This is a genomic window from Micromonospora tulbaghiae, from assembly GCF_900091605.1.
Lineage (GTDB): Bacteria > Actinomycetota > Actinomycetes > Mycobacteriales > Micromonosporaceae > Micromonospora > Micromonospora tulbaghiae.
Genome location: NZ_FMCQ01000010.1, coordinates 49,613 through 66,539, shown reverse-complemented (window position 1 = coordinate 66,539; position 16,927 = coordinate 49,613). Strand labels below are relative to the sequence as shown.

The window sequence follows — 16,927 nt, the reverse complement described above, 5'->3', positions numbered from 1 at the left end:
GTCAGCCGAGGTCGACGACGAGGGGCCGGTGGTCGGAGATGGTGGCCAGCGGGGTGTGGACGGCGGTGACGGGTGGGAGCCGGTCGAGGCCGTGCCGGTCGGCGAGGATGTGGTCGAGCTGGACGCGGGGTTGCCCGGCCGGGTAGGTGGGGCGGCGGGCCAGGGGCTGCCAGCGGGTGAGCGCGGCGGCGGGGCCGGCGGGCAGGTTGAGGTCGCCGAGCAGGATCCGGGGTGCGGGCAGGGTGCGCAGGACGCGGACGACGCGGCGTAGTTGCCAGACGTTCCAGCCGGGTACGAAGGACAGGTGAGTGGCGGCGACGGTGAGAGGGCCGTGGGGGGTGTCGATGACGGCGGCGAGCACGACGCGGGGTTCGTCGCGGAGCAGGACGAGTCCGCCGCCGGGGCCTGGTGCGTAGATGGGTGAGCGGACGGGGGCGGCGCGCAGCCGGGTGACCTGCCAGGAGCGGACGGGGTGGCGGCTGATCAGGCCGATGCCGTAGAGGGGTTCGCCGTGGCCGTCGTCGTCGTGGGTGAGGGGGCGGAACTGTTCGCCGGGGGTGCCGACGACGGCGGCGGCGAAGCGGTGGTGGTCGGCGTGCAGGGCGCGGGCGGCCACCGCGGTGAGGTCGAGTTTGCCGCTGCGGGTCTGGTCGCGGTCGACTTCCTGGAGGGCGAGGACGTCGGCGTCGAGGTCGGTGACGGCGGCGGTGAGCCGGTCGGGGTCGACGAGCCCGTCGGTGAGGGAGCGGCCGTGCAGCAGATTGAAGGTGGCCAGGCGCACCTGGACACCCTACGTCGTCGTGGGAGTCTTGCCGGGTGCTGAGACTGTTGTGCTGTTCGATGCTGGTGTTCGTGGCGGTGGGGTCGGTCGGGGTGTGGTTGCGGCGTCGCCGGGGGCGGTGAGGCTGGCCACAGGTGGTCTCGTCGCTGGTGGTGGCGTGGGCAGAATGCGGCGGTGGATGCCCTGTCGTTGACGACGTTGCTGACCGCTGCCCTTCTGGCCGGGTGGGTGGACGCGGTGGTGGGCGGCGGCGGTCTGTTGTTGTTGCCGGCGTTGCTGGTGGCGGCGCCGGGTGTGCCGGTGGCGACGGCGTTGGGCACGAACAAGCTGGCGGCGATCTTCGGTACGTCGACGGCGGCGGTGACGTACGCGCGGCGCACGAAGCTGGACTGGGCGGTGGCGGGTCCGGCGGCCGGGTTGGCGGTGCTGACGGCGGGGTTGGGTGCGGCGTTGGCGGGGGCGGTGCCGGGCAGCGCGTACCGGCCGGTGGTGCTGGTGGTGCTGGTGGCGGTGGCGGTGTTCGTGCTGGCGCGGCCGTCGCTGGGTGTGGTGGCGTCGCCGCAGCGGCGTACCCCGAAGCGGGTGGTGGTGGCGGTGGCGGTGGCCGGTTTGGGCATCGCCCTGTACGACGGGTTGATCGGGCCGGGTACCGGGACGTTCCTGGTGCTGGCGTTCACGGCGATTCTGGGTTCGGATTTCGTGCACGCCTCGGCGATGGCGAAGGTCGTGAACGCGGGCACGAATCTGGGTGCGCTGGTGGTGTTCGGGTTGACCGGGCACGTGTGGTGGGCGTTGGGTGCGGCGATGGCGGTGTGCAACGTGGTGGGGGCGGCGGTGGGCGCGCGGATGGCGTTGCGGCGGGGTGCCGGGTTCGTGCGGGTGGTGCTGCTGGTGGTGGTGCTGGCGCTGGTGGCCCGGTTGGGTTATGACCAGTGGATGGCGGGCTGATCGCGGTGGCGGTGCGGGCGGAGCACGACCGGGCGGTGCTGGCGGGCCTGCTGGGCCGGGATCCGGTGTTGCACGCGTACCAGTTGGGTGATCTGGACGATTTCTTCTGGCCGTACACGTCGTGGTTCCGGCGTGGCGACCAGGTGGTGTTGCTGTATCACGGGGTGGAGTTGCCGACGTTGCTGGCGTTCGCGGCGCCGGATCGGGTGGCGGAGCTGGCCGGGTTGCTGGTGGAGGCGGCGCCGGTGTTGCCGGCGCGGATGTGGGCGCACCTGTCCCCCGGTCTGGAGGCGGCGCTGGGCCGCTGGTTCGTGGTGTCGGAGGCGGCGGCGCATCACCGGATGGCGTTGACGGATCCGGTTCGGCTGGCGGCGGTGCCGGGGGTGGGTGAGCCGTTGGGGCCGGCGGACGCGGCGGAGCTGGCCGGGTTGTACGCGGTGGCGTATCCGGGGAACTGGTTCGACGCGCGGATGTTGGAGACGGGCCAGTACGTGGGTGTGCGGGAGCGTGGTCGGCTGGTGGCGGTGGCGGGGGTGCACGTGTTCTCGCCGCGGTGGCGGGTGGCGGCGCTGGGGAACGTGACGACGCATCCGGACGTGCGGGGTCGTGGTCTGGGTGCGGGTGTGGTGGCGGCGTTGTGCGCCCGGCTGCGCGCGTCGGTGGATCATGTGACGTTGAACGTACGGGCGGACAACGCCGCGGCGGTGCGGTTGTACGAGCGGCTGGGGTTCTCCCGGGTGGCCGGGTTCACCGAGTGCGCGTTGACGTCAGCGGCCGCGGCTGGGTGAGTCGAAGCGGCCGGCGCGGATCTCGCGGAGGGCGCGGCGGCGGGTGTCGCCGCGCAGCGTGTCGACGTAGAGGCGTCCGCGCAGGTGGTCGGTCTCGTGTTGCAGGGCGCGGGCGAGGAAGCCGCTGCCGGTGATGGTGAGCGGTTGGCCGTGCTGGTCGTAGCCGTGGGCGGTGGCGTGCAGCGCGCGGGGGGTCGGGAAGTACAGGCCGGGGATGGACAGGCAGCCTTCCTCGTCGTCCTGGAGTTCGTCGGACACCTCCAGGGTGGGGTTGACCATGTGGCCGCGGTGGCCGTCGGCGTCGTAGACGAACACCTGGGCGTTGACGCCGATCTGGGGTGCGGCGACGCCGGCGCGGCCGGGTGCGCCGAGCAGGGTGTCCATCAGGTCGGTGACGAGGGCGCGCAGTTCGGCGTCGAAGCTGGTGACGGCTTCGCTGGGGGTGCGCAGCACGGGGTCGCCGATGATCCGGATGGGGCGCATAGTCATGTCCGGAAGGCTATCCGTTGCTTACCGTTCGCGGGTGTCCGGTGGGGTGTCGAGGAGCCCGGTGTCGGCGATGCGGTCGCGCAGGGGGCGGCGGCGCAGGGCGTCGAGGACGGCGTACAGCTCGTCGGCGAGCGGCACCGGCAGTTCGGTGTCGAGGTGGCGCACGGCGGCGGTGGTGGCGGCCCATTCGGCTTCGACGGCGGGCAGCAGGGCGCGGGCGCGGTCGGTGAGGGTGACGATGCGGTGGCGGGCGTCGGCGCCGGGGCGCAGGTCGACGAGGCCGGCGCGGCGCATCTGGGCGACGGTCTGGCTGGCGGCGGAGTGGGTGACGCCGACGCGGGCGGCGAGGTCTCGGATGGGCAGCGGGCCGTCGGCGACGAGCGCGCGCACGACAGGTGAGTAGCGGGGCCGGTAGTCGGTGAGGCCGAGCCGCTGGTGGACGGCGGCGACGTCGCCGTCGAGGACGTCCAGGACGTGGCGCAGTAGGGTGCCGAGGGCGTCGCGGTGGGGGGCGGTCACGTCCACTAATGTAACAGCGCTGTTGTATCTGACTCGGGGAGGCCACTGATGTATCCGCCGATCGAGCCGTACGCGCACGGCATGTTGGACGTCGGGGACGGGCAGCGCGTGTTCTGGGAGACGTGCGGCAACCCGGACGGCCGCCCGGCGCTCGTGGTGCACGGTGGCCCTGGTTCGGGCGCGAGCGCGTCCTGGCGGCGGCTGTTCGACCCGGCCGCCTACCGGATCGTGCTGTTCGACCAGCGCGGCTGCGGGCGCAGCACTCCCCCGGCCTCGGATCCGGCGACCGACCTGTCGGTGAACACCACCGGGCATCTGCTGGCCGACATGGAGGCGCTGCGCGTACACCTGGGGATCGACAGGTGGCTGCTGTGCGGCGCGTCGTGGGGGTCGTCCCTTGCCCTGGCGTACGCGCAGCGCCACCCGGATCGGGTGAGCGCGCTGGTGCTGTTCAGCGTGGTCGCCAACACCAGCCGCGAGATCGAGTGGGTGACCCGGGACATGGGCCGGGTGTTCCCGCAGGAGTGGGCGCGGTTCCGCGACGGCGTGCCCGAGGCCGACCGCGACGGTGACCTGTCCGCCGCGTACGCCCGGCTGGTCGCCGACCCGGACCCGGCGGTGCGGGACAAGGCGGCGCAAGACTGGTGCGACTGGGAGGACGTGCACGTGTCCCTGGCCGGCGGGTACGCGCCGAGTCCCCGGTACGCCGACCCGGTGTTCCGGTACGGGTTCACCCGGCTGGTGACGCACTACTTCGCCAACCGGGGTTTTCTGCCCGACGGGCAGCTGCTGCGCGACGCGGGTCGTCTCGCCGGCATTCCGGGGGTGCTGGTGCAGGGCCGGCTGGACGTCAGCGGCCCGCCGGACATCGCCTGGCAGCTGACCCGGGACTGGCCGGACGCGCGGCTGGAGATCGTGGAGTCCGGCGGCCACGGCGGCGGGCACGGCATCAGCGAGCGGGTGGTCGCCGCCCTGGACGCGTTCGCCGCCGACCGGAGCACTGCCACCGGCTAGCCCCGCCGCCGGCTAGCCCCGCCGCGCGAGGCCGGGCCGCGCAGCCGGGGCCGGTCCGGCGGACAGCCCGTCAGCCGGCGAGCAGGGCGCGGATCGGGGCGGCCTTGGCGGCGGCCTCGGCGACCTCGGCGGCCGGGTCGCTGTCCCAGGTGATGCCTCCCCCGGCCCACAGGTGCAGCAGGTCCCCGTCGGCGGCGGCGGTGCGGATGGTCAGGCCCAGGTCGAGGCGGTCGGGTCCGACCCAGCCGAGCGCGCCCATGCTCGCGCCGCGCCCGACCGGCTCCAGCGCGGCGATGCGCGCCAGGGCGGCGTGTTTGGGCGCGCCGGTGACCGACCCGCCGGGGCACACCGCGCGCAGCAGGTCGGCCAGGCCCAGGCCGTCGGCGGGCGCCGCCGACACGGTGGACTCCGCCTGCCACAGGTCACACCAGCGGCGTACGGCGAACAGCTCGTCGACGCGCACCGAGCCGGTGCGGGCCACCCGGGCCAGATCGTTGCGTTCCAGGTCGACGATCATGACGTGTTCGGCGCGTTCCTTGGCCGAGGCGAGCAGGTCGCGGCGTCCGGCGGGAGTGGCCGGCCGGGTGCCCTTGATCGGGCGGGTGACCAGCCGGCCGCGCTCGACGGCGATGAGGGTCTCCGGGGAGGCGCAGCCGAGCGCCCAGCCGGGGCCGTGCAGGGTGCCGCCGTAGCGGGCGCCGGGCAGCGCGGCGAGGCGGGCCAGCGCGGGCAGCGGATCGCCGCTGTACGGGGCGGCGGCGTGGCCGACGACGTTGACCTGGTACACGTCGCCGCGGGCGATGGCGTCGCGGACCGCGCCGACGGCGGTGGCGTGCGCGGCCGGGGTCCAGCTGTCGCGCCAGCCTCCGAGCCGCCAGGGCGCGAGGGCCGGGCGCGGGGGCGGCACCGGGCGGTCGGCGTGGTGGTAGACGACCACGACCAGGTCGGGCAGCGCCGGCGCGGGACTCGGCGCGCCGGGCGACACGCCGATGGCGTACGCGCCGGCGGCGGCGGACAGGTACAGCGCGGCGCCGCACACGCCGGCGTCGGGTTCGTGGCGGCCGGGGCGGGACAGGTCGTCGCGGGCGATGCCGTGCGCGGCGAGGAAGCGTTGTGCCAGGTCGGCGGGGTCGCCGCCGTCGCCGGTCGACCAGTGCAGGCGGGCGGTCTCGACGAGCCGGCGGCGGCATCCGGGCGGCGCGCCGGGAGCATCGACCTCCACCGCTGGGAGCGCTTCCACGACGTCCGGGCGGTTCCGGGTCATCCGTTCAGCCCATTCTGGGTGAACAAGACGCATCCTTGCTCGTTGCCGCTCAGTTTTCCTTGGTACTGTGCGTCACTGGTCATGTGAACCATGACACAGTGCCCCCACAGTCCGGAGAACCCGATGTGTCAGCACCAGCCCACCTGCCCCTCCGCCGACGCGACCGACCGCGAGGCCGCCCGCGTTCTCGCCTGCTTCCCTGAGCAGGGCTGGAGCCTGCTCTGCAACGGTGTCATCGTCTTCGAGGACACCGGTGAGCTGCTCCCCGACGGGCGCACCATCGCCCCGCACCGGGGCCCGGCCCGCCACGCCCTCGTCGCCTGAGCGATCACGCAGCGTCAGTGAGCGTACGCGCCGGTCAGGACCGTCCGGCGCACCGGCCGGGGCGGCGAGAGCCCACCGCCCCGGCGTCAGCCGCTCAGTCCTCGAACGCCTCCGGCGCGGGGCACGAGCAGACCAGGTTCCGGTCGCCGTACGCGCCGTCGACGCGCCGCACCGGAGGCCAGTACCGGCCCGCCCGGTCCACACCTGCCGGATAGGCGCCCACCGACCGCGGGTACGGATGCGGCCACTCGTCGGCGGACACCATCGCCGCGGTGTGCGGCGCGTTGGACAGCGGGTTGTCCCCCGCCGGCCACTCCCCCGAGCCGACCTTGTCGATCTCCGCCCGGATCGCGATCATCGCATCGCAGAAGCGGTCCAGCTCGGCCAGGTCCTCGCTCTCGGTCGGCTCCACCATCAGCGTCCCCGCCACCGGGAACGACATCGTCGGCGCGTGGAAGCCGTAGTCGATCAGCCGCTTCGCCACGTCGTCCACGCTCACACCGGTGGCCTTGGTCAGCGGCCGCAGGTCCAGGATGCACTCGTGCGCGACCAGGCCCTTGTTGCCGGCGTACAGCACCGGGAAGTGGTTGCGCAGCCGCGCCGCCACGTAGTTCGCCGCCAGCACGGCCACGCCGGTGGCGCGGGCCAGCCCGTCGGCGCCCATCATCCGCAGGTACGCCCACGGGATCGGCAGGATCCCCGCCGACCCGTGGTTGGCCGCCGAGATCGCCGGTCGCCCGTCGGCCCGCGCGCCGAGGGGGTCGCCGGGCAGGAACGGCGCCAGGTGCGAACGCACCGCGACCGGTCCCACACCCGGGCCACCACCGCCGTGCGGGATGCAGAACGTCTTGTGCAGGTTCAGGTGCGACACGTCCGCCCCGAACCGGCCCGGCTTGGCGAACCCGACCAGCGCGTTGAGGTTCGCGCCGTCGACGTACACCTGCCCGCCGGCGTCGTGGACCTTCGCGCACAACTGGGCGATGCCGGTCTCGTACACGCCGTGCGTCGACGGGTACGTCACCATGATCGCGGCGAGCGCGTCCCGGTGCTTGTCGATCTTCGCGTCGAGGTCGACCAGGTCGACGTTGCCGTCGGCGTCGCAGCCGACCACCACCACCCGCATGCCGGCCATCACCGCCGACGCGGCGTTGGTGCCGTGCGCCGACGACGGGATCAGGCACACGTCGCGGTGGGCCTCGCCGCGCTCCCGGTGGTAGGCGCGGATCGCCAGCAGCCCGGCCAGCTCACCCTGCGACCCGGCGTTGGGCTGCACGCTGACCGCGTCGTAGCCGGTCACCTCGGCCAGCCAGCCCTCCAGCTGCGCGATCAGCTCCCGGTACCCGGCGGTCTGCTCGTCCGGCGCGAACGGGTGCAGGTGCGCGAACTCGGGCCAGGTGATCGGCTCCATCTCGGTGGTGGCGTTGAGCTTCATCGTGCACGACCCCAGCGGGATCATGCCCCGGTCCAGCGCGTAGTCGAAGTCGGCGAGGCGGCGCAGGTACCGCAGCATCGCCGTCTCGGAGTGGTGGCTGTGGAACACCGGGTGGGTGAGGAACTCCGACGTGCGGGCCAGCCCGTCGGGCAGGGCCGCGTCGGCGTCGCCGTCGAACCCGTCGACCCCGAACGCCTCCCACACCGCGGCGAGGTGCGCGGACGTGGTGGTCTCGTCGCAGGACACACCGACCCGGTCGGCGTCGACCAGCCGCAGGTTCACGTTGCGCGCCGCGGCGGCCGCCACCACCTGCGCGGCCCGGCCCGGCACCACGGCGGTGACGGTGTCGAAGAACGGCCCGTCGGCCACGTCGACGCCGCCGGCCCGCAGGCCGGCCGCGAGCCGCGCCGCCGCCTCGTGGGTACGCCGGGCGATGGCCCGCAGCCCGTCCGGGCCGTGGTAGACGGCGTACATGCCGGCCATCACCGCGAGGAGCACCTGGGCGGTGCAGATGTTGCTGGTCGCCTTCTCCCGCCGGATGTGCTGCTCGCGGGTCTGCAACGCCAGCCGGTACGCCGGGTTGCCGTCGGCGTCGCGGGACACCCCGACCAGCCGGCCCGGCAGCATCCGCTCCAGGCCCGACCGCACCGCCAGGTAACCGGCGTGCGGCCCGCCGAAGCCCATCGGTACGCCGAAGCGCTGGGTGGTGCCCGCGGCGATGTCGGCGCCGATCTCGCCCGGCGGGCGCAGCAACGTCAACGCCAGCAGATCCGCCGCCACCGTCACCAGCGCGCCCACGCCGTGCGCCGCCTCGACCAGGGCCCGATGGTCCCGGACCGTCCCGGACGCGCCCGGGTACTGCAGGTGCAGGCCGAAGAACTCCGCCGGCAGCTCGTCGCGCTCGACGTCGAGGACCCGCACGTCGATGCCGAGCGGCTCGGCGCGGCTGGCGATCACCGCGACGGTCTGCGGCAGCGCGTCGGCGTCGACCACGTACACCGGGCTCTTGCTCTTGGACGCGCGGCGGGCGAGCGTCATCGCCTCGGCCGCGGCGGTGCCCTCGTCGAGCATCGAAGCGTTCGCGACTGGTAGCGCAGTCAGGCCGGACACCATGCTTTGGAAGTTCAGCAGCGCCTCCAGCCGGCCCTGGCTGATCTCCGGCTGGTACGGCGTGTACGCGGTGTACCAGGCCGGGTTCTCCAGCACGTTACGGCGGATCACCGCCGGGGTGTGCGTGCCGTGGTAGCCCAGGCCGATCATGGACACGGCCACGGTGTTACGCGACGCGAGGGCGCGCAGCTCGGCGATCGCCTCCCGCTCGCCGGCCGGGGCGGGCAGGTCCAGGGTGCCGTGCCAGCGGATCACCTCGGGGATCGCGGCGTCCATCAGCTCGTCGACCGAGCCGTAGCCGACTGTGTCCAGCATCCGGCGTTCGTCGTCGCGCCCGGGGCCGATGTGCCGGTCGGCGAACTGCTCTGCGGTCATGCGCTGCGCTCCTTGGTGGGGCGAGGTCGACGGGTCGGCCTCCCCCTGAGTCGCGCTGACGCGCTCCACAGCGCCTGCCCACGTGGTCCTTTTGCCTGAGAGGTTCCGGGGAGAATCTGCCCCTTCGGCGCCGTCGGGTCGACGGTCTCTCCCACGTGGGTGGTACCGGCACCTCCAACGCTACCAGCGGGCGTGTTTCCGGCTCATGTCCCGGGGGTTGATCACACCGGCGCCGGGGCCACCGCCAGCCGGTCGGCGAGCGCGCACAGGGTGGCACCCAGCGGGGCGTCCAGGCGCAGCGCCGCGTAGCCGTCGCCGCGGGTGACGCCCTGGTTGACGATCGCCACCGGGATGCCGTGGCGGGCCGCGCGCAACACGAACCGCCGCCCCGACATCACCGTCAACGACGACCCGAGCACCAGCAGCGCCCGGGCCCGCTCGACCAGCGCGAAACAGTCCGCGACCCGCGGCGCGGGCACCGTCTCGCCGAAGAACACCACGTCCGGTTTCAGCATGCCGGTGCCGCAGATCCCGCAGTCGACGGTGCGGAACCCGGTCACCGCCTCGTCGGGCAGGTCCACGTCGCCGTCAGGGTTGACGCGCGCCACCCGCGCGCCGAAGCCCGGATTCGCCTCGGACAGGCGCCGGTGCAGCTCGTCACGGCCGGTGGCGTTGCCGCAGTCCAGGCACGTCACCTCGTCGAGGCGGCCGTGCAGCTCGATCACGCCGGTGGCGCCGGCGGCGGTGTGCAGCCCGTCGACGTTCTGGGTGATGATCCCGCCGAGCAGCCCGGCGTCCTGCAGCCGGGCCACCGCCCGGTGCCCGTCGTTGGGCGCCGCCCGGGCGATGGTCTGCCAGCCCAGGTGACTGCGCGCCCAGTACCGCCGGCGCGCCAGCGGATCCCGGGTGAACTCCTGGTACGTCATCGGGGTGTGCCGGCGCGCCGCGCCGCTGGGCCCCCGGTAGTCCGGGATGCCCGACTCGGTGGACAGGCCCGCGCCGCTGAGCACCACCACGTCCCCGGCGGCCACCAGCCGCGCCAGTTCCTCGAACGCCTCACTCACCCGTCCATGGTCCCTCGCCGCGCCGCTGACCGCCCCTCCCGCCCGCCCCAGCCCCGCTGATCATGAGGTTGGCGGTGGTCCGACGCGGCGTGTCGTACCGCCAACCTCATGATCGACGAGGCCGGTCGTCCGGCGGGGCCGCCGGGTCCGGGCTAGGTTGAGCGCATGCGCGTCGTCATCGCCGGAGGGCACGGAAAAATCGCCAAACTGCTGGAGCGGGAACTGGCCGGACGCGGAGACACCGCGCTCGGACTGATCCGCAACCCCGACCACGCCGCCGCGCTGCGCGCCGCCGGCGCCGAACCCGTCGTCTGCGACCTGGAACACACCGACGTCGACACCCTCGCCGCCCATCTCGCCGGCGCCGACGCGGTCGTGTTCGCCGCCGGTGCCGGACCCGGCAGCGGCGCCGCCCGCAAGGACACCGTCGACCGGGGCGCCGCCGTGCTGCTCGCCGACGCCGCCGTCCAGGCCGGGGTACGCCGCTACCTGCTGGTCTCCTCCATGGGCGTGGACGCCGCGCCCGCCGACGGCACCGACGACGTGTGGGCGGCGTACCTGCGGGCCAAGAAGGCCGCCGAGGACGACGTCGCCGCACGAGACCTCGACGTGACGGTGCTGCGACCCGGCCGCCTCACCGACGACGAACCCGCAGGCCGGATCACCCTGGCCCGCCACGTCGAACCCGGCGCGATCAGCCGCGCCGACGTGGCCCGGGTCCTGCTCGCCCTGCTCTACACCCCGGACACCGCCGGACACACCCTGGAACTCGTCGGCGGAGACAGCCCCATCGCCGAGGCGGTCGCCGCCGTCACCGCCTGACCCACCGTGCACGTCCCGGCCCGCCCGCCGCGGCGGACCGGGACGCCGGTCAACGCTGGTGGCGGGACAACGCCGGCTGCGGCGAGCCCCCACCGCCCTGCGGCAGCTCCCGGGCGATCCGCTCCATCGTGCGCGACAACTGCTCACTGCCGTCGTCCAGGTGCCGGGCCGCCGCCTGCATGTGCGAGATCATCATCTCGCCGAAGATCCGCAACGCCTCCCGCGTCGCCACCGAGTCGTCGAAGCCGCTCCCGGCCGCGCTGCGGTACTCCGTCACCGCCCGCTCGGCCTCCCGCTTCGCCTCCTCCGCCGCCGCCCGCATGTAACTCTCGTACTGCGTACGGGCGTACTCGGCGACCCGGCGCGCGTAGTCGTGGGCCTGCGCGATGATCTGCTCGGCCTCCCGCTGCGCCGCCGACAACAGGTTGACCTCCTTCGCCGCCGGCGTCACCGCCTCGGTACTCGGGATCACCCCGTGCCGGTGCAGCTCCAGATGATCGTTGAGCCGCTCGTTCTCCGCCCGCAGGTTCGCCACCTGCGCCGCCAGCAGATCCAGCTCGTCGGCCACCTGCAACCGGAACCGGTCCACATCGGTCTGGTCGTAGCCGCGCCGGGTGAACGCCGCCGACCCGAACTCCCACCGCCGGACCCGGTCCGAGGTCAACCGCACCTGCACCGGACCGGACACCTGCTGCGCGTCGTAACTGCTGATCGGACCCGCACTCACCGGCCCACCTCCGTCGCCTGCAACCCGTCCGCGCCGGTCATCGTCCGCCACGCCGGGCCGTACCAGTGCTTGCCGTAACCCTCGTGATGCACCTGACCCGGCTGGTACCCGGCGCCGGTCAACGCCGCCACCGAATGACCCACCATCTCGTCGGAGCCGCACACGTACACGTGCCGCGACCGCCAGTCCCCGTCGGCCAGCACCCGGTCGGCGATCCGCACCGACTCGCCCGGCCGGGCCGGATCCGCACCGGCCACGTACGACACCCGCAGCCACGGATGCGTCGCCGCCAACTTGTCGATCGCCTCGCTGTCGTAGAACTCCGTCCGCGAACGGGCACCCACGTACAGGTCCACCCGCCGTCCCGAACCCTCCGCCGCGACCTGCTCCACCAGCGCCTTCACCGGCGCCCAGCCGGTCCCACCGGCCAGCAGCAGCAGATCCGACGACCCGGCCTGCCACAACGTCAGCCGGTCACCCACCGGCGAAGCCAGGTGGAGCTGGTCACCGGCCGCGCACCCGTACACCAGACGCGACGACACCACACCACCCGGCGCGGCCCGCACGTGCAGTTCCACCGTGCCGTCCGGACGCGGCGCGTTCGCCGGCGAGTAGTACCGCCACGACCGCACCGCCGGATGCGACACCCCGATCGACTGGCCCGGCGCGAACGGCAACAGATACTGCGGGCGGACCGTCAGCACCGCCACGTCGAACGTGCGCTGCTCGTGCGTCAGCACCTCCGCCACCCACCACGGCGGCGACTGCGACTCCGCGGTCTGCGCGCCCTCGGTCATCACCTGCGCGACCAGCCCGTACGCCGCGGTCCAGTCGGCGGCCAGCTCGTCGGTCCACGCCTCACCGCAGAAGTGCCGCAACGTCGCCAGCAGCGCCTCACCGACCGCCGGGTAGTGCTCGGCGCGCACCGCGAACTTCCGGTGATCCGCACCGAGATCCCGCAGGAACCCGACCAGCCGGTCCACCTGGTCCACGTGGGACACCACATGCCCCAGCGCGGCCACCAGACGGTCCCGCTGCCCGGCCATGTTCGTGGGGAACATCTGCCGGGTCTCCGGATGCGCCAGGAACAGCGTCGAATAGAAGTAGAGCGGCACCTGGTCGCCGTGCGCGGCGACCAGGGACCAGCTCTGCTTGAGCCGTGCGACGTCCACGCTCAGGCGTCCCCCGCCGACACGACCTGCTCCCGCACCTGCCCGAGCACGACCTGCACATCGGCGATCACGTCCGCCGGCACACCCAGCTCGACCAGCGTCGCCGTCAGGTGCTCACCGACCTTCGCGTAGTGCCCACCGGTGATGCTCAACGACTGGTGCGCCTCGGCCAGCCCACGGCCCGCGTACTCGTTGGGACCGCCGAGCACCACCGCCAGCATCAGAGCCAGGTGCCGCCGCTGCTCCACCATGTCCACGTCGGCGAAGTAGCCGGCCAGATCCGGATCGGCCAGCACCTTGTCGTAGAACAGCTCCACCGCGGCCTTCACCGCGGCCGCGCCGCCGATGCGCTCGTAGTGGGAGATCGGGGTGGTCTCGCTCGTCACCGTCATGCTCGGTCCTTCCACCAGGGGTCCGCGGGCAGCGCCGCGGCAGGGGCTCGCCGTCCGGCGCGGCGTCACACAGCGTTCCGCCGTGACGTCGACACGCCGACGACCGGAACGGACCATAGCGCGCCCGCCACGACACTTCACGCCCACCCTGTGCGGATCCCGAGAACTGTCAATCACGGACAGTCAGCAACACGGCCGCAGTTGGTGAACGCACCGCAGCCGCTCGCACACATGCCGTCAACGCGCACGACGTACCGTCCTTTTCGGACATCGCGTACACACATGCCGTGACCTGCGCCGACTCTCAGCCGGCCCGCTCCACACCGTCCACCCACGTCAGCCACCGGACGGAGACCACACCCCGTCACCAAAACACGAATCGCGCCGCACCCTTTTCGGGCGCGGCGCGATCCCGTCAACGAGACGCGACGCAGGTCACCCGGCCCGGCGGCGCGCCCGGCGCGCCGCCAGCTCGTCACCCACCGACTCCGCCTCCGGCTCCACCGCCGGCACGGCCGGCTCCTGCCCACCCACCGGCTCCGCCGGCAGATGCGACAACGAACCCTGGATCTCCTTGAACGCACCACCGATCGCGATGCCGAACACCCCCTGGCCGCCCTGCAACAGGTCGACCACCTCCTCCGGCGACCGGCACTCGTACACGGTCGTCCCGTCGGAGATCAACGTGATGCCCGCCAGATCGTCCACCCCACGCGAGCGCAACGCCTCAATCGCCTTACGGATGTTCTGCAACGACACCCCGGCGTCCAGCAGCCGCTTCACGACCTTCAACACCACCAGGTCGCGGAACGAGTACAACCGCGACGTCCCCGAACCCGACGCGTCGCGCACACTCGGCACCACCAACGCCGTACGCGCCCAGTAGTCCAACTGCCGGTAACTGATCCCCACCGCCGAACACGCGGTCACACCCCGGTAGCCGACCTCGCCGTCAGCGGCCGGATCGGCCCCCACACCCGCCTGCTGTTCCGCACTCGGACCAGGATCCCGCGGCTCGTGCATCCGGACCAACCTCCCCGCGCCCGTGGCGGTGCCGCGCCGACTCCCCGTACGCGCACCCCTCGACACGGCAACCCTAACGCCGCCCCCCGGACTTCACCCGCAGGAGACACCACGACACGCCGCGCCGGCCACCGCCGCGCCGACCCCGGCCACCCGGCCGGGACACCTCAACCCGCGAAGTCCTCCGGACGCACCTGCTCCAGGAACTCCCGGAACTTCTCCACCTCGTCCTCCTGCTCGTCCGGGATCACGATCCCCGCCTCGCTGAGGACCTGCTCCGCACAACGAATCGGAGCACCCACCCGCAACGCCAACGCGATGGAGTCACTCGGCCGCGCCGACACCCGCACACCGTCACCGAGGAGAAGATCCGCGTAGAACACGTTCTCCTTCAACTCGATGATCTCCACCGCCCGCAACGGCGCCTGCAACGCCGCCAGCACATCCCGCAGAAGATCGTGCGTCAACGGCCGGGCCGGCTTGACCCCCTGCTGCTCGTAAGCGATCGCCGTCGCCTCGACCGCACCGATCCAGATCGGCAGATAGCGGTCCCCTTCGACCTCCCGCAGCAGGACGATCGGCTGGTTGCTGGGCAACTCCACCCGAACTCCGACCACGCTCAGCTCGCGCACCGCCGCCTCCGTGTCGTCGTCACCTTGCACCGCGCCCTTCCCTGCACGGTACACGGACCAGGACACGGGAGTCCCACGCGCTACGTGCACCACGCCTCGCCGGACGGGCATACCCCGGCAAGCCTACGACACGCTCCACCGACCAGATCTTTCCGCGCCCACCCACCACGAAGGGCCGGGCGCCCACAGCACCCGGCCCTTCCACAACCTCACCGGCCCAACGTCGACCGCAGCCCCACCCGCACCAACGCCGCGTGCAACCGCTGCGACAACGCCACCAGCTCCCGCGCCGTCTCCGCCGCCCGAGCCCGCGCCGCCGGATCGCTCTGCCGCGCCAACGGCGCCACCAACTGCGCGAACAACCCGACCTCACGATCCGCCGCCGACCGGTACGCCCGCAGATGCCGAGGCTCCAACCCGTACGCCGCCAGACCCGCCACCGCACTCGCGATGATCAACGCGTCCGCGTCGTACCACCCCGGCGGATCCGACACCAGCACACCCAGCCGCTCCAACTCCGCGAGCGTCGACTCGTCCACACCACTACGAGCGATCAGACCCGCCCGGTCCAGCCGCACCTCCGACGACTCGACCGACTCCGCCGGCTCCCGGCCCGGAATCTCACCACCCGGACCCACAGCCACCAGATTCGGCCGCCCCCGCCCCGGCGACGGACCAGACCCGTCCCACTGGGCCAACTGCTCCCGGATCACCCGCAACGGCAGGTACTGATCCCGCTGCGCGGTCAACACGAACCGCAACCGCGCCACATCGTCCCAGCCGTACTTCCGATAACCCGCCGGCGTCCGCTGCGGCTCCACCAGGCCCTCGGCCTCCAGGAACCGCAACTTCGAGATCGTGACGTCCGGAAACTCCGGCCGCAACTGCGCCAGCACCTCGCCGATACTCATCAGCGCAGGCGCCCGCGCCGCCCCGGACGGCGTCGAAGCCGCAGGCTCGTTCACCCCCGGCCGGCCTCCTCCTCCGGGCGCGGACCGGCGATGAACACCACCCGGAACTTGCCGATCTGCACCTCGTCACCGTTGCTCAGCGTCGCCGCCTCGACCCGCTCACGATTCACGTACGTGCCGTTCAGGCTGCCCACATCCCGCACCGTGAACGTCCCACCGTCACGGTGGAACTCCGCGTGCCGACGCGACACCGTCACGTCGTCCAGGAAGATGTCACTGTCCGGGTGCCGCCCACTCGTCGTCACATCGTGGTCCAACAGGAACCGGGCACCCGCATTCGGGCCCCGGCGAACCACCAGCAACGCCATACCCGGCGGCAACGAGCCAGACATGCGGCTCGGCACCACATCGGTGTCCGGCCCCTCCAGCACTTCGTCGAGCGAACCGAGATTGAGCGTCGAAGTGACGTCGAGCGGGGGGAACTCGTCGTCTGGGCGCGTCATGGGACCACCTCACGGATCTGTTCGGTCGGCGTCAGGGAATGGCGGGTCTGGCCGCCGGGCAACACCACACCCGGCGGCTGGCTCCCCGTGCCCGGGAAGGCGCATTCCGCAACGCTCAAACTATTGGTTCTCGGTCGACTGGGCGAGCCTAGCCAGCGCCGAAATGCAGGGCAACCGGACGCGCGGAACCTCGCCGCCGCCCGGAACAGCACGAACTCAGCTCTCGGTGAGCTCGCGGTACGCATCGGCGGTCAGCAGACCCTCGACCGCCGCCGGATCGTCCGGAGTGATCTCCACCAACCACCCCGCACCGTACGGATCCGTGTTGATCACCTCAGGGGTGTCGGCCAACGCCTCGTTGCGCGCCGCCACCGCGCCGCTCAACGGCGCATAGATCTCCGACACGCTCTTCGTCGACTCGATCTCGCCCAGCGACTCACCCGCGGCCACCACCGCACCGGGCTCCGGCAGCTGCACGAACACGATGTCACCCAGGGCGTCCTGCGCGAAGTGCGTGATACCGACGCGGACGACACCACCGTCACCACCGACCACCCACTCGTGCTCGGCGGTGTACCGCAGATCCTCAGGAATCACCAACTGCGTCCTTCGTCATCGGTGCACCGGAGAAACCGGC

19 protein-coding genes and 1 riboswitch are annotated in these 16,927 nt (G+C 72.7%); of the genes, 5 read left to right on the top strand and 14 right to left on the bottom strand.

Annotation, left to right across the window (positions count from 1 at the left end; translation table 11 throughout):
- Position 1 precedes the first annotated feature (1 nt).
- Entirely contained in the window at positions 2-781 is a 780-nt protein-coding gene (locus GA0070562_RS25565; RefSeq protein ID WP_091426895.1) for an endonuclease/exonuclease/phosphatase family protein, read from the bottom strand.
- 174 nt (positions 782-955) lie between these two features.
- Between GA0070562_RS25565 and GA0070562_RS25560 the strand changes: the two genes are divergently transcribed.
- Positions 956-1,729: a sulfite exporter TauE/SafE family protein gene (locus GA0070562_RS25560; RefSeq protein ID WP_175438874.1), complete on the top strand. Its 774-nt coding sequence runs from the start codon at positions 956-958 to the stop codon at positions 1,727-1,729.
- Positions 1,714-2,517, top strand: a complete 804-nt coding sequence (locus tag GA0070562_RS25555) for a GNAT family N-acetyltransferase (RefSeq protein WP_091426894.1) — start codon at positions 1,714-1,716, stop codon at positions 2,515-2,517. The genes GA0070562_RS25560 and GA0070562_RS25555 overlap by 16 nt, the downstream gene beginning before the upstream one ends.
- Here GA0070562_RS25555 and def read toward each other — a convergent pair.
- Together def and GA0070562_RS25545 are read right to left on the bottom strand one after the other, a co-directional pair.
- Positions 2,497-3,006 carry a peptide deformylase gene (def, locus tag GA0070562_RS25550; RefSeq protein ID WP_091426893.1) on the bottom strand — a complete coding sequence of 170 codons (510 nt, stop codon included), beginning with the start codon at positions 3,004-3,006 and terminating at the stop codon, positions 2,497-2,499. The genes GA0070562_RS25555 and def overlap by 21 nt on opposite strands.
- Before the next feature lie 21 nt (positions 3,007-3,027).
- Positions 3,028-3,525 (bottom strand): MarR family winged helix-turn-helix transcriptional regulator, encoded by a 498-nt coding sequence (locus GA0070562_RS25545; protein ID WP_091427078.1) that lies wholly within the window; start codon positions 3,523-3,525, stop codon positions 3,028-3,030.
- 48 nt (positions 3,526-3,573) lie between these two features.
- Between GA0070562_RS25545 and pip the strand changes: the two genes are divergently transcribed.
- Entirely contained in the window at positions 3,574-4,539 is a 966-nt protein-coding gene (gene pip, locus GA0070562_RS25540; protein WP_091426892.1) for a prolyl aminopeptidase, read from the top strand.
- Between the two features lie 70 nt (positions 4,540-4,609).
- Here the strand turns inward: pip and GA0070562_RS25535 are convergent, their stop codons facing one another.
- The gene (locus tag GA0070562_RS25535; protein ID WP_091426891.1) at positions 4,610-5,803 is read right to left on the bottom strand and encodes a chorismate-binding protein; all 1,194 of its coding nucleotides are present in this window, start codon (positions 5,801-5,803) and stop codon (positions 4,610-4,612) included.
- A gap of 123 nt (positions 5,804-5,926) precedes the next feature.
- On the opposite strand from GA0070562_RS25535, the gene GA0070562_RS25530 reads away from it, so the two are divergent.
- Entirely contained in the window at positions 5,927-6,127 is a 201-nt protein-coding gene (locus tag GA0070562_RS25530) for a DUF5999 family protein (RefSeq protein WP_013286363.1), read from the top strand.
- Between the two features lie 94 nt (positions 6,128-6,221).
- On the opposite strand, the gene gcvP is transcribed toward GA0070562_RS25530, so the two are convergent.
- Positions 6,222-9,044: an aminomethyl-transferring glycine dehydrogenase gene (gcvP, locus tag GA0070562_RS25525; RefSeq protein ID WP_091426890.1), complete on the bottom strand. Its 2,823-nt coding sequence runs from the start codon at positions 9,042-9,044 to the stop codon at positions 6,222-6,224.
- 73 nt (positions 9,045-9,117) lie between these two features.
- A riboswitch (glycine riboswitch) is annotated at positions 9,118-9,208 on the bottom strand.
- Between the two features lie 57 nt (positions 9,209-9,265).
- Positions 9,266-10,108, bottom strand: coding sequence for an NAD-dependent protein deacetylase (locus GA0070562_RS25520; protein WP_091426889.1), 843 nt, complete (start codon positions 10,106-10,108; stop codon positions 9,266-9,268).
- Positions 10,109-10,273: 165 nt separating this feature from the next.
- On the opposite strand from GA0070562_RS25520, the gene GA0070562_RS25515 reads away from it, so the two are divergent.
- Positions 10,274-10,930, top strand: coding sequence for an NAD(P)H-binding protein (locus tag GA0070562_RS25515; protein ID WP_091426888.1), 657 nt, complete (start codon positions 10,274-10,276; stop codon positions 10,928-10,930).
- Positions 10,931-10,979: 49 nt separating this feature from the next.
- Here GA0070562_RS25515 and GA0070562_RS25510 read toward each other — a convergent pair whose 3' ends face one another.
- The 8 genes from GA0070562_RS25510 to gcvH form a co-directional block, all read right to left on the bottom strand.
- Positions 10,980-11,657 (bottom strand): DivIVA domain-containing protein, encoded by a 678-nt coding sequence (locus GA0070562_RS25510; RefSeq protein WP_091426887.1) that lies wholly within the window; start codon positions 11,655-11,657, stop codon positions 10,980-10,982.
- Positions 11,654-12,829, bottom strand: coding sequence for a globin domain-containing protein (locus GA0070562_RS25505; RefSeq protein WP_091426886.1), 1,176 nt, complete (start codon positions 12,827-12,829; stop codon positions 11,654-11,656). The genes GA0070562_RS25510 and GA0070562_RS25505 overlap by 4 nt, the downstream gene beginning before the upstream one ends.
- 2 nt (positions 12,830-12,831) lie before the next feature.
- Positions 12,832-13,221 (bottom strand): group I truncated hemoglobin, encoded by a 390-nt coding sequence (locus tag GA0070562_RS25500; RefSeq protein WP_091426885.1) that lies wholly within the window; start codon positions 13,219-13,221, stop codon positions 12,832-12,834.
- A 435-nt stretch (positions 13,222-13,656) separates the two neighbouring features.
- On the bottom strand, positions 13,657-14,244 hold the full coding sequence (locus GA0070562_RS25495) for a MerR family transcriptional regulator (RefSeq protein WP_225853331.1): 588 nt from the start codon (positions 14,242-14,244) through the stop codon (positions 13,657-13,659).
- A 167-nt stretch (positions 14,245-14,411) separates the two neighbouring features.
- Complete coding sequence (locus GA0070562_RS25490; RefSeq protein WP_091427077.1) at positions 14,412-14,876, bottom strand: bifunctional nuclease family protein; 465 nt, start codon at positions 14,874-14,876, stop codon at positions 14,412-14,414.
- A 209-nt stretch (positions 14,877-15,085) separates the two neighbouring features.
- Positions 15,086-15,787, bottom strand: a complete 702-nt coding sequence (gene ftsR / locus GA0070562_RS25485; protein WP_175438873.1) for a transcriptional regulator FtsR — start codon at positions 15,785-15,787, stop codon at positions 15,086-15,088.
- A gap of 50 nt (positions 15,788-15,837) precedes the next feature.
- Positions 15,838-16,290: an oxoglutarate dehydrogenase inhibitor Odhl gene (gene odhI / locus GA0070562_RS25480; RefSeq protein WP_007071101.1), complete on the bottom strand. Its 453-nt coding sequence runs from the start codon at positions 16,288-16,290 to the stop codon at positions 15,838-15,840.
- A gap of 216 nt (positions 16,291-16,506) precedes the next feature.
- Positions 16,507-16,887 (bottom strand): glycine cleavage system protein GcvH, encoded by a 381-nt coding sequence (gene gcvH, locus GA0070562_RS25475; protein ID WP_091426882.1) that lies wholly within the window; start codon positions 16,885-16,887, stop codon positions 16,507-16,509.
- Positions 16,888-16,927 lie beyond the last annotated feature (40 nt).